Raw genomic sequence first — 11,603 nt, 5'->3', positions numbered from 1 at the left:
TCGCGGCCTCTGTCCTAGCTGACGGCGCCGGCGCGGTAACCGACCCCGCGCACGGTCATCACGATCTTGGGGTTGTCCGGGTCCTGCTCGACCTTGGCGCGCAGACGCTGCACGTGCACGTTGACCAGTCGGGTGTCGGCCTTGTAGTGATAGCCCCAGACCTGCTCGAGGAGCATCTCGCGGGTGAAGACCTGCTGGGGCTTCGAGGCGAGGGCCAGCAGCAGATCGAACTCGAGCGGCGTGAGGTTGATGCGGCTCTCGCCGCGCTTGACCTCGTGACCGGCGACGTCGACCGTGAGGTCGCCGATGCGGAGCTGCTCGGCGGTGGGCGCACTGCTCGCCGGCCGGAGGCGGGTGCGGATGCGCGCGACGAGCTCTTTGGGATTGAACGGCTTGACCATGTAGTCGTCGGCGCCCGACTCGAGCCCCTTGACTACGTCGGCGGTGTCGGACTTGGCGGTCAGCATGATGACGGGCGTGCCCGACTCCGCGCGGATGCGGGCGCACACCTCGATGCCGTCGAGACCGGGCAGCATCAGGTCGAGGAGCACCAGATCGGGCTTCGACGAACGGAAGATGTCGACGGCCTGCGCCCCGTCTTCGCAGAACACGGGATCGAATCCCTCGGTGCGAAGAACGATGCCGATCATCTCGGCGAGGGCGGTGTCGTCGTCGACCACCAGGATGCGACTGTTCATTTCCCCGTTTCCCACAACGTCCGTCTCGCGGCGCACGCCGCACAAGTCTCGCCACAAGAGTAGTGGAGACACCTGCGGAGCCCGTGAATACGAGCCTTGCGTGCCCTGTGGGTGGGGCAGTGCGCGAGCCCCGGATGTGCCAGCATGGGAGACGACGCACCGCGCACGGGGAGCAGAGGAGCACGGCGTGACCGACGAGCAGAACTGGCAGGCGCCTGGCACGCGTCCGAGCGCCTCCGGATCCGACCAGCAGCACAGCGCCGCGCCGCCGGTCCCGCCTCCTGCGCCTCCCGTCTACGGGCAGCAATCGCCCGGCTTCGGGCAGCAGTTCCCCGCGTACGGTCAGCAGAACCCCTACGGTTATGCCCCGCCGAGTTGGACGCCTCCGCCCAAGCCCGGTCTCATCCCGCTGCGCCCCCTCAGCTTCGGCACCCTGATCGGCGCACCGTTCCAGACATTGCGGCGCAACCCCAAGATCACCGTCGGTGCTGCCTTGCTGATCCAGGGCATCCCGGCCATCGTGGCGAGCCTGCTCATCTTCGGCGGCGCCGCGCTGCTCCTCGGCCGGCTGAACAACGCCGACCAGGCCGACCAGAGCACCCTCACGGCGGGCGCGATCGGCGGCTCCATCGTGCTCGGCCTCCTGTCGCTGGTGGTCTCGGCGGTCTCCGAGGCCCTGCTCCAGGGCGTCGTCGTCGGTGAGGTCGCCCGTGGCACCGTCGGCGAGAAGCTCACCTTCCGCGCACTCTGGCAGCTGGTGAAGGGCCGGATCGGGGCGCTGATCGGCTGGACGTTCCTGCTGGCGATCGGCTGGGGCGTCGTCGTCGGGCTCCTCATCGTGGTCGCGGTCGTCCTGTTCTCCCTCGGCGGCCCCGCCGGCATCGTCGGCGGCATCCTGGTGCTGTTCATCGGCGGCCTCGGCATCGCCGCGCTCGCCATCTGGGTGAACACGAAGCTCGTCATGGTGCCGAGCGCCCTCGTGCTCGAGCGGCTGAGCCTGCGCGCCGCCGTGGCCCGCTCCTGGTCGCTGACCCGCGGATACTTCTGGAAGACGTTCGGCGTCGTCGCGCTGATCACGCTGATCGCCTACATGGTGGCGCAGATCATCTCCTTCCCGTTCGGACTGATCGGCGGCATCATCGGCGGCATCGCCGCCCCGACGTCGATGAGCGATCCGCAGGCGAACGAGGTGTCGCAGGTGATCGTGAGCCAGCTGAGCGTCAACGTGCTCGCCAGCATCGTCACCTCGATCGTCGGTGCGATCATGTCCGTGGTGAAGACCTCAGCCGTCGCGCTCCTCTACATCGATCTCCGGATGCGCAAAGAGGGTCTCGACCTCGAGCTGGTCCGCTTCGTCGAGGCCAGGCAGACGGGCCGGACCGACGTGCCCGACCCGTATCTCGCACCGGCGCGGCCGCAGGAGCCCTTCGCACAGCAGCCCTACGGGCAGCAGCCGCCGTCCGGGTGGTATCCCCCGCCGCCTCCGCCGCCCGCCGCATGAGCGGAGTGCTGCTGCTGCTCGTCAGAGCCGACGTGCCGGTCGATCCGAGCTCTCCCGAGGCAAAGTCCTGGATCGACGGCGAGCTCGCCAAACCCGAATACCAGGCGGCGAAACCCACCTGGTTCGACATCGCCTCGAAAGCGGTGCAGGACTGGCTCGGTTCGCTGTTCCAGGGGTCGGGCGGGGCGTTCGGCCCCGTGCTCCTGACCGTCGTGATCGTGCTGATCGTCGCTCTCATCGTCACCGCCTTCGTGATCTTCGGCGTGCCGCGCCTGAACCGCAGGGGCGCCGAGGGCCGACGCTCGGTGTTCGGCGACGACGATCTGCGGTCGGCCGCGGAGCTCCGCGCCTCCGCGGCGGCGGCGGCCCGCGCGGCGGACTGGGTGCTGGCGATCGAGGAGCTCTTCCGCGCCGTCGCGCAGGGGCTCGACGAGCGCACCATCGTCACGGTCACCCCCGGAACGACGGCGACCGAGTTCGCGCTGCGAGCCGCAGCCGCTGTGCCCGCCGAACGCGAGCGGCTCGTCACCGCTGCGCGCTCCTTCGACGACGTGCGCTACCTCGGCCGTGCCGGAACCGAGGGGCAGTATCAGCAGCTCGTCGCGCTCGACGACGCGCTGCAGCGGATCCGGCCCGCCTTCACTCCGGTCGAGCCGGTGGGCGCATGAGCGACCTCCTCGAGCGCCAGGACGCTCCCCCGCCGACCGAAGCGGACGCGCTGTCGCCGTCGGTGCGGCAGGTGGGCCGCCGCAGCATCCCGTGGATCGTGCTCGGCGCGATCGCGGTGCTGGTCGCACTGCTGGGCATCCTGCTCACCGGCGCGGACCGTTCGGCCGGCGTGCCGCTCGACCCGTCGAACGCCGGGCTCGTCGGTGGCAAGGCGGTCGCGGAGGTGCTCCGTCAGCAGGGCGTCGACGTCCGGCCGGCCGGAACCCTGGCGGAGGTGCGCGACGGGGCGACCGACGACACCACGGTGCTCGTCTTCGATCCCGACGCCAACCTCGACGACAGCGGCTACGACGCGCTGACCTCCATCGCCTCGGCCATCGTGGTCGTCGAGCCCGACTACCGGGCGCTGCAGCGGCTCGCTCCCGGCGTGCGTGCGGCGGGCGGCGTCGCGGGATCCGGTCCGGTCGACGCCGAGTGCTCCGTTCCGGCCGCGGTTCGCGCCGAGAGCATCGATCCGCGGCCATCCGGCAACGAGAGCTCGGTGAGCGCGGGCGGCACCTTCCGCATCGTCGACGGCGGGGCCACCGGATGCTTCGGCAGCGGCGACCGGTACTCCCTCGTGACCACGACGGTCGACGGCCGATCAGTCGCGCTACTCGGCTCCGCCGCCGTGCTCATGAACGACACGGTCGGCCGATCCGGGAACGCCGCGCTCGCCCTCAACCTGCTCGGCGCCCACCGCACGCTCGTCTGGTACCAGCCGGGGATCGCCGACCGCGCCGTCACCGGTCCCCCGGACATCTCCGCACTCACGCCCGGCTGGGTGACGCCTGTCGTGATCCTGCTGGTGCTCGTCTTCATCGCCGCCGCGTTCTGGCGGGGCCGCCGCTTCGGTCCGCTCGTCGTCGAGGATCTGCCCGTCGTCGTGCGCGCCGGCGAGACGCGGGAGGGCCGCGCGCGCCTCTACCAGCGGTCGTCGGCGCGGCTGCGCGCCGTCGACGCCCTGCGCATCGGGACGCTCGGCCGTCTGGCATCGATCGCCGGGCTGCCGCAGGCGACGGGCGCGGGCGAGATCGCGGATGCGGTGGCCGCGCTCATCCGCCGCGACCGCGGCACCGTGCGTGCGATCCTGATCGACGACGTCCCGCGGACGGACGCCGACCTGATCGCCCTGTCCGACTCACTCGCGGAGCTCGAACGAGCCACCGCAGCAGCCGTCACCCCCGCACAGCCGGGGCCGACCGGAAGAATGGATGCATGACCGACGTCACCACCGGACATCTCGCCAGCCCCGACAGCCCGGCAACCGGGCCCTCCGTGCAGGCCCCCTCCCGCGATCACGCGGCCCTGCGCCACGCGCTCAGCCAGGTCAGGGCCGAGGTCGGCAAGGCCGTCGTCGGCCAGGGCGGCGCGGTCACGGGACTGATCATCGCGCTGCTCGCGCGCGGTCACGTGCTGCTCGAGGGCGTGCCCGGCGTCGCCAAGACCCTCCTCGTGCGCTCGCTCAGCCATGCGCTCAGCCTGGACACCAAGCGCATCCAGTTCACCCCCGACCTGATGCCCGGTGACGTGACCGGTTCGCTCGTCTACGACGGCAGCACGGGCGGCTTCGAATTCCGCGAGGGCCCGGTCTTCACGAACATCCTGCTCGCCGACGAGATCAACCGCACGCCCCCGAAGACGCAGTCGGCCCTGCTGGAGGCGATGGAGGAGCGGCAGGTGAGCGTCGACGGCGTGAGCCGCGTACTCCCCGACCCGTTCATCGTGGCGGCCACCCAGAACCCGATCGAGTACGAGGGCACCTACTCGCTGCCCGAGGCGCAGCTCGACCGCTTCCTGCTGAAACTCACCCTGGACATCCCCGAGCGCGAGACCGAGATCGAGGTGCTCCGTCGCCACGCCGCCGGGTTCAACCCGCGTGACCTGGCCGCCGCCGGCGTCACCCCGGTGCTCACCGCCGGCGAGCTGGCCGCCGCGCGCGCCGCCGCCGGCTCTGTCGGAGCGACCGCCGATGTACTCGCCTACATCGTCGACCTCGCCCGCGCGACGCGTCAGAGCCCGTCGGTCAAGCTCGGCGTCAGTCCCCGCGGGACGACAGCCCTGCTGGCCGCCGCCAAGGCGTGGGCGTGGCTCTCCGGCTACGACTCCATCACCCCCGACCACGTGCAGGCCATGCTGCTGCCGGTCTGGCGACACCGCGTGCAGCTGCGACCGGAGGCCGAGCTGGAGGGCGTCGGCGTCGACGCCATCCTGCGCTCGATCGTGCAGCAGGTCCAGGTACCGATCTAGGACCCGCGACCGTGACCGTATCCGGGCGTTTCGTCGCCCTGCTCGCCCTCGGGGTCGTCCCGGTGGTGCTGCTCGGCGCGCACGAGGCGACCGCGTACGCCGTTCTGGGAGCGTGGATCGCGGTGTGCGTGGTGCTCGGCGTCATCGATCTGCTCGCGGCCGCCTCTCCTCGCCGCGTCGCGGTGGAGCGGCGGACGCCGGCGAGGGTTCGGCTCGGCGCCGAGGCGCCGATCGAGCTGCTGCTGACGAACACCGGGTCGCGCACGATCCGCGGCCAGGTGCGGGATGCGTGGGAGCCGTCGGCGGGCATCGCCCGGTCGCGCACGCCCATCGTGATCCCTCCGCGGGAGCGCCGCCGGGTGGCCACAACACTCACGCCGTGGCGTCGGGGCGAACGCCGAGTCGCGCAGGTCACGGTGCGCAGCTGGGGACCGTTGCACCTGACAGCCAGGCAGGCGACACTCAGCGCGCCCGGCCGCATCCGCGTGCTGCCGCCGTTCAGCTCCCGCAAGCACCTGCCGTCCCGCCTCGCGCGGCTGCGGGAGCTCGACGGCATGACCAGCGTGATGCTCCGCGGGCAGGGCACGGAGTTCGATTCGCTGCGCGAATACGTGCGCGGCGACGACGTGCGCTCGATCGACTGGCGTGCGACGGCGCGACGACACGATCCCACAGCCGGGCACGGTGCACGCGTCATGGTGCGCACCTGGCGCCCGGAGCGCGACCGGCACGTCGTGATCGTGATCGACACCGCCCGCACCTCTGCCGCGCGCATCGACGACGAGCCCCGCATCGACACCGCCTTCGAGGCGTCCCTGCTGCTGGCGGCGCTCGCCAGCCGGGCCGGCGACCGGGTGGATCTGCTCGCCTACGACCGCACCGTGCGCGGGCGCGTGCAGGGTGTCACCGGCCCGGACCTGCTCCCCCGGATGGTCGACGCGATGGCGGGCATCGAGCCCGCCCTTATCGAGATGGACTGGAGCGCCGTGCCGTCGCAGGTGGCGCAGCTCACCACCCAGCGCTCGCTGGTCGTCCTCCTCACCTCCATCGAGGCTCCCGGTGCGTCGCGTGGATTGCTCTCCGTGCTGCCGCAGCTGTCGAGGAAGCACGTGGTGGTCGTGGCATCGGTCACCGATCCGGAGACTCTGCGCGCGACGACGGCGCGAGGCGATCGGGACGGGGTGTATCGCGCGGCTTCGGCCGAGCGCACGCTGCTCGACGTGGCGCGCGTCACCGCGGCGGTGCAGCGTCTGGGCGCGGATGTGGTCACCGGCTCCTCCGCGGACCTCCCACCCGCGCTCAGCGACCACTACCTGGCGCTGAAGGCCGCCGGCCGGCTGTAGCGGCGGCTATCAGGGCCGCGCGGCCGCGCACAACTCCGGAACACTGCGCCGACACGCCGGCCGATCCGGCACAACTCCGGAAGCCTGCGCGCATTCGCCCCGGACTTCCGGAGTTACGACTCCGGCTGCGGCACCGGTCGGCAGCAGGCCGGCGAGCGCGGCGCCCTCAGCCGGCGACGATCCGGCGCGATCCGGCCTCGAACTCGCTGAGGTCGCCTGTCTCGCCCGCTCGCACCGCGCGGCGTCCGAGCACCAGCATGTAGACGAGGAACGCGGCGAGCGCCAGCGCTCCGATCGTGATCTTCGCCCAGACCGGCAGGGACGACGGCGTGACGAACCCCTCGATGAGACCCGACACGAACAGGGTGATCGCGCAGCCGATCGCCACCGTGAACAGAGCGCGCCCGTCTTCGGCGAGCGCCTGCGCCCTGGTTCGGGCGCCGGGCGCGATCCAGGCCCAGAAGATGCGGAGGCCGGCCGCCGCGGCGACGAACACGCTGGTCAGCTCGAGCAGGCCGTGCGGAAGGATATACGCGAACATCACATCGCCCTTGCCGAAGGCGAAGAGCACGCCGGCCGCCGTGCCGACACCGATGGCGTTGCTGAGCAGCGCGTACGGCACCCAGACACCCGTGATCCCGAAGGCCACGCACTGCGCCGCGATCCACGCGTTGTTCGTCCAGACCTGTCCGGAGAACGAGGCGGCGGGGTTGTTCGAGTAGTAGTCGATGAACGTGTGATCAACGTACTGGCGCAGCTGGGCATCCGTGCCGAAGTTCGCGAGCACATCGGGGTTGCCGGCGATCCAGACGGCGTAGAGGGTGGCGACCACGATGGTCGCCACCGCGACCGCCAGCACGATCCACCGGATGCGGTACAGAGCGGCCGGCAACTGGGCGACGAAGAACTGCGGGATCTGCGAGAACAGATTCGCGCCGGCCCCGGTGAAGCGCAGGCGCGCGGCCGCCAGCGAGACGGACAGTCGGTCGCCGACGGCGGTCGAGCCGGCGAGCGTCTTGATCGCCGAGAGATCGGTCGCACCCGACTGGTAGAGGTCGATCAGTTCGTCGGCCTCGCGCCCGTCGAGACGCCGTCGCTTCGCCAGGACGGCGAGCCGGTCCCAGTCCTCACGATGCGCGTCCGTATATGCGTCGAGGTCCATGTGCTTAGGCTAATGTCAGAGAGACCATGGTCGAGCCTTTTCAGACGCCCGGCGAGAGAGAACTCGTCACCGGTGAGGCCGTCGCGCTCGACGTCAGACCGGCCAGTTACATTCTTCGCGCCGCGGGCGCCGCCATCGACTGGCTCACGTCCATGCTCGTCATGCTCGGGCTGATCCTGCTGGTGTTCTGGACGGGCGGGGGCGTAGACGACGCGCTGGCCAAAGTTCTGGCGGTGCTGATCATCGTGTTCGGCACGGTCATCCTCCCCACCACCGTCGAGCTCGCCTCCCGCGGGCGGTCGCTCGGAAAGCTCGCGGTCGGCGCCCGCATCGTGCGCGACGACGGAGGGGCCATCGGCTTCCGCCACGCGTTCATCCGGGCGCTCGTCGGCGTGCTCGAGATCTACCTGACCTTCGGTGGCATCGCCGCCCTCGCCGGGCTGCTCGACCCGCGCTCGAAGCGGCTCGGCGACCTGCTCGCCGGCACCTACAGCCAACTCGAGCGGGTGCCTCGCGTGACGACCGTACCGCTGGCCCTTCCGCCCCAGCTGGCTGCCTGGGCGCAGACCGCGGACGTCGGCAAGCTGCCCGACCGGCTCTCCCGCCGGATCGCGCAGTACGTGCGCCAGGCGCCGTCGCTCACACCCACCGCACGCGTCGGGCTGAGCGGCGAGCTGGCGAGCGAGGCGGCCGGCTTCGTGTCCCCGCTGCCCCCGGTCGACGCCGAGACCTTCCTGCTCGCCGTGAGCGTGCTCCGCCGCGAACGCGATGCCGCCGCGCTGCGCCTCGAGCACGACCGGCTGCAGCGGCTGGAGCCCGTGCTCGACGGGCTGCCGCACGATTTCCCCGACCGCTGAGCCGAACGCATCCGCCCGTCCCCCGCTCGCCGCCCACCGACCGGACCGCCGCACCCCAGGAGATCGCATGCCCGAATACCGCGCACACTTCGACGCCACCGTCAGCTTCGTCAACGGCGGCGGTCTGGAGGCCACCGGTTTCCGGCTCGACCTGCCCTCCGCCGAACTGAGCGAGGCGGAGATCGGCCGGCTCTTCATCTCCCACCTGGGCCTCGCCCTCGTCGGTGACGTGACACTGCGCGGGCTCTCGATCGTCGAGGAGCAGCACCGTGGCAGCCGGGGCGTCGACGCCGCTGCGCCCGCGGCCGGAGCGCCCGGGGCCGCCACGCGCCGTCGGATCGTCGACCTGAGCCACCGCATCCGGGCCGGACTCGTCACCTACCCCGGGCTGCCCGAGCCGGTGATCACCCCGCACCTGACCCGCGACGCCTCGCACGCGATCTACGCGCCCGGCACCGAATTCGCGATGGACGTCATCACCATGATCGGCAACACCGGTACCTACCTCGACAGCCCGTACCATCGGTACGCCGACGGTGGCGATCTGTCGTCGCTCGCTCTCGACACACTGGTCGACCTGCCCGCGGAGGTCTTCCATCTCGCGGACGCGGACTCACGCGGCATCCCGGCCGAGGTCTTCTCCGACCGGGCGCTGGCAGGCACCGCCGTGCTGCTGCACACCGGATGGGACAGGTACTTCGGCACCCCCGCCTACGCGTCGAGCGCTCCATTCCTCACGGAGGCGGGCGCCCAGCAGCTCGTGGATGCCGGTGTCACACTGGTCGGCATCGACTCGCTCAACATCGACGACACCGAGTCGGGCGGAGCGCGCCCGGCGCACTCACTGCTGCTCGCCGCAGGCATCCACGTCGTGGAGCACCTGACGGGTCTGGATGCGCTGCCCGCCCGGGGGGCACGGTTCACCGCAGCGCCGCCCGCCGTCGAAGGGTTCGGCACCTTCCCGGTGCGCGCCTACGCCGTGCTCTGACCCGCTACGCCGTGCTCTGACCCGCTCAGTCGTGCAGGATGCGCTGGAACAGCACGTGGTCCTGCCAGCGACCGGCGATCCGCAGGTAGTCAGCGGCGACGCCGATGCGCTCGAAGCCCGACCGCACCAGCACCGCCTGCGACGCGTGGTTGGCCGGAAGTGCTGCGGCCTGCAGGCGATGCAGCCCGAGGTCGTCGCGTGCGGTCCCGACGACCGCGGCGAGCGCGCTGGAGGCCAGACCGCGACCGGTGTGATCGCGATCGAGCCAGTAGCCGACCGAGGCGCTCTGGAACGCTCCGCGCACGATGTCGCTGAGGTCGATCGCTCCGGCGATCGAATCGCCGTCGACGAGCACGAGCGGCAGGGCGACGCCGCGATCGCGGAGCTCGAGCTTCTCGCGGATGCGCGCGTGCTGCCCCTCGGCGGTGTAGAACTCCTCCGTGCGGGTCGGGTCCCAGGGCGCCAGGTGGCCGCGATTGCGCGCGAACGCGTCGGCGAGACCCTGCGCGTCGTCCTCGGTGCGCAGGCGCAGAACGATGCCTCCGGGCAGCTCCCGGGCAGCGAAATCGATGGCCATCAGTAGCGGTAGTGGTCGACCTTGTACGGGCCGTCGACCGGGACGCCGATGTACGAGGCCTGTTCAGGGGTGAGGGTGGTGAGCTCGACGCCGAGCGCGTCCAGGTGGAGGCGCGCGACCTTCTCGTCGAGGTGCTTCGGCAGCACGTACACGCCCACCGGATAGTTCTCCGGCGACACGAAGAGCTCGAGCTGGGCGAGCACCTGGTTCGTGAACGAATTGCTCATCACGAAGCTCGGGTGTCCCGTGGCGTTGCCGAGGTTCATCAGGCGTCCCTCGGAGAGCACCAGGACGCTGCGACCGTTGGGGAGCCGCCATTCGTGCACCTGCGGCTTGATCTCGATCTTCTCGGCGCCGTCGAGGGTCTCGAGGCCGGCCATGTCGATCTCGTTGTCGAAGTGGCCGACGTTGGAGACGATCGCGAGGTGCTTCATCGCGAGGATGTGGTCGACCGTGATCACGTTGAGGTTGCCCGTGCCGGTGACGAAGATGTCGACCTCGCCGACCACCGACTCGATCCGCGAAACCTGGAAGCCGTCCATCGCCGCCTGCAGCGCATTGATGGGGTCGACCTCGCTCACGATCACGCGGGCGCCCTGGCCGCGCAGCGCCTCCGCCGCGCCCTTTCCGACATCGCCGTAGCCGGCGACGAAGACGACCTTGCCGCCGATCAGCACGTCGGTGGCGCGGTTGAGGCCGTCGGGCAGCGAGTGCCGGATGCCGTACTTGTTGTCGAACTTGCTCTTGGTGACCGAGTCGTTGACGTTGATGGCCGGGAACAGCAGCTGACCGTCGCGGGCGAGCTCGTACAGGCGGTGCACGCCGGTGGTGGTCTCCTCGGTGACGCCGACGATCTCGGCGGCCGTGCGCGTCCAGCGATCGCGGGACGCAGCGAGCGAGGCGCGCAGCGCGGCCAGGATGACCCGGTACTCGTGGCTGTCGCCGGGAGCATCGTCGGGCACGGCGCCGGCGAGCTCGAACTCGCGCCCCCGGTGCACCAGCAGGGTGGCGTCGCCTCCGTCGTCGAGGATCAGGTTCGGGCCGATCCAGTCGGCGCCGGCTGCCTCTGCCTCAGAGGTCCAGTCGAAGATCTGCTGGGTGCACCACCAGTACTCCTCGAGCGTCTCGCCCTTCCAGGCGAACACGGGGACACCGGCGGGATGCTCGACGGAGCCGTCCGGACCGACCGCGATCGCCGCGGCCGCCTCATCCTGGGTGGAGAAGATGTTGCAGCTCGCCCAGCGCACGTGCGCGCCGAGAGCGACAAGCGTCTCGATGAGCACCGCGGTCTGCACGGTCATGTGCAGCGAGCCGGCGATGCGGGCTCCGGCGAGGGGCTTGGATGCGCCGAACTCCTCGCGCAGGGCCATCAGCCCCGGCATCTCGTTCTCGGCGAGCCTGATCTGATGCCTGCCGGCTTCGGCGAGCGAGAGATCGGCGACTTTGAAGGGCAGTGCGGTGGTCGAGTCAGCGACGGTGGAGGAGGCCATTGCCCCATTCTCGCATCCGCGGGCCGTTG

General features: G+C 70.9%; 11 protein-coding genes. 7 read left to right on the top strand and 4 right to left on the bottom strand.

Annotation, left to right across the window (positions count from 1 at the left end):
* Positions 1 to 14 precede the first annotated feature (14 nt).
* Entirely contained in the window at positions 15 to 698 is a 684-nt protein-coding gene (mtrA, locus tag PKE84_RS05820) for an MtrAB system response regulator MtrA (protein WP_271176283.1), read from the bottom strand.
* Between the two features lie 187 nt (positions 699 to 885).
* Between mtrA and PKE84_RS05815 the strand changes: the two genes are divergently transcribed.
* From PKE84_RS05815 to PKE84_RS05795, 5 genes are read left to right on the top strand one after another with little or no spacing between them, the layout of a single operon-like run.
* Positions 886 to 2,199, top strand: a complete 1,314-nt coding sequence (locus PKE84_RS05815) for a hypothetical protein (RefSeq protein WP_271176282.1) — start codon at positions 886 to 888, stop codon at positions 2,197 to 2,199.
* On the top strand, positions 2,196 to 2,867 hold the full coding sequence (locus PKE84_RS05810) for a DUF4129 domain-containing protein (RefSeq protein ID WP_271176281.1): 672 nt from the start codon (positions 2,196 to 2,198) through the stop codon (positions 2,865 to 2,867). The genes PKE84_RS05815 and PKE84_RS05810 overlap by 4 nt, the downstream gene beginning before the upstream one ends.
* Positions 2,864 to 4,129: a DUF4350 domain-containing protein gene (locus tag PKE84_RS05805; RefSeq protein ID WP_271176280.1), complete on the top strand. Its 1,266-nt coding sequence runs from the start codon at positions 2,864 to 2,866 to the stop codon at positions 4,127 to 4,129. Before PKE84_RS05810 ends, PKE84_RS05805 begins: the two co-directional genes overlap by 4 nt.
* A complete protein-coding gene (locus PKE84_RS05800) occupies positions 4,126 to 5,157 on the top strand; it encodes an AAA family ATPase (RefSeq protein ID WP_271176279.1) in 1,032 nt (343 codons plus the stop codon). Before PKE84_RS05805 ends, PKE84_RS05800 begins: the two co-directional genes overlap by 4 nt.
* Before the next feature lie 11 nt (positions 5,158 to 5,168).
* On the top strand, positions 5,169 to 6,500 hold the full coding sequence (locus PKE84_RS05795; RefSeq protein ID WP_271176278.1) for a DUF58 domain-containing protein: 1,332 nt from the start codon (positions 5,169 to 5,171) through the stop codon (positions 6,498 to 6,500).
* 166 nt (positions 6,501 to 6,666) lie between these two features.
* Here PKE84_RS05795 and PKE84_RS05790 read toward each other — a convergent pair whose 3' ends face one another.
* Entirely contained in the window at positions 6,667 to 7,662 is a 996-nt protein-coding gene (locus tag PKE84_RS05790; protein WP_271176277.1) for a stage II sporulation protein M, read from the bottom strand.
* Between the two features lie 26 nt (positions 7,663 to 7,688).
* Here PKE84_RS05790 and PKE84_RS05785 point away from each other — a divergent pair, with 26 nt between their 5' ends.
* Positions 7,689 to 8,519, top strand: a complete 831-nt coding sequence (locus tag PKE84_RS05785; RefSeq protein ID WP_271176276.1) for an RDD family protein — start codon at positions 7,689 to 7,691, stop codon at positions 8,517 to 8,519.
* Between the two features lie 67 nt (positions 8,520 to 8,586).
* Positions 8,587 to 9,507, top strand: coding sequence for a cyclase family protein (locus PKE84_RS05780; RefSeq protein ID WP_271176275.1), 921 nt, complete (start codon positions 8,587 to 8,589; stop codon positions 9,505 to 9,507).
* Between the two features lie 25 nt (positions 9,508 to 9,532).
* Here PKE84_RS05780 and PKE84_RS05775 read toward each other — a convergent pair whose 3' ends face one another.
* Positions 9,533 to 10,084 (bottom strand): GNAT family N-acetyltransferase, encoded by a 552-nt coding sequence (locus PKE84_RS05775; RefSeq protein ID WP_271176274.1) that lies wholly within the window; start codon positions 10,082 to 10,084, stop codon positions 9,533 to 9,535.
* A complete protein-coding gene (gene ahcY / locus PKE84_RS05770) occupies positions 10,084 to 11,574 on the bottom strand; it encodes an adenosylhomocysteinase (RefSeq protein WP_271176273.1) in 1,491 nt (496 codons plus the stop codon). The genes PKE84_RS05775 and ahcY overlap by 1 nt, the downstream gene beginning before the upstream one ends.
* Between the last annotated feature and the right edge of the window lie 29 nt (positions 11,575 to 11,603).

This window comes from Leifsonia poae, from assembly GCF_027921845.1.
Taxonomy (GTDB): Bacteria; Actinomycetota; Actinomycetes; order Actinomycetales; family Microbacteriaceae; genus Leifsonia; species Leifsonia poae.
This window is presented reverse-complemented; position numbering and strand designations above follow the sequence as displayed.

Excerpts from the sequence above, each read along its gene's own strand:
- PKE84_RS05775 (WP_271176274.1), bottom strand. The coding sequence starts at position 10,084 with ATGGCCATCGATTTCGCTGCCCGGGAGCTGCCCGGAGGCATCGTTCTG.
- PKE84_RS05790 (WP_271176277.1), bottom strand. The coding sequence starts at position 7,662 with ATGGACCTCGACGCATATACGGACGCGCATCGTGAGGACTGGGACCGG.
- ahcY (WP_271176273.1), bottom strand. The coding sequence starts at position 11,574 with ATGGCCTCCTCCACCGTCGCTGACTCGACCACCGCACTGCCCTTCAAA.
- PKE84_RS05810 (WP_271176281.1), top strand. The coding sequence starts at position 2,196 with ATGAGCGGAGTGCTGCTGCTGCTCGTCAGAGCCGACGTGCCGGTCGAT.
- PKE84_RS05805 (WP_271176280.1), top strand. The coding sequence starts at position 2,864 with ATGAGCGACCTCCTCGAGCGCCAGGACGCTCCCCCGCCGACCGAAGCG.
- PKE84_RS05785 (WP_271176276.1), top strand. The coding sequence starts at position 7,689 with ATGGTCGAGCCTTTTCAGACGCCCGGCGAGAGAGAACTCGTCACCGGT.
- mtrA (WP_271176283.1), bottom strand. The coding sequence starts at position 698 with ATGAACAGTCGCATCCTGGTGGTCGACGACGACACCGCCCTCGCCGAG.
- PKE84_RS05780 (WP_271176275.1), top strand. The coding sequence starts at position 8,587 with ATGCCCGAATACCGCGCACACTTCGACGCCACCGTCAGCTTCGTCAAC.
- PKE84_RS05800 (WP_271176279.1), top strand. The coding sequence starts at position 4,126 with ATGACCGACGTCACCACCGGACATCTCGCCAGCCCCGACAGCCCGGCA.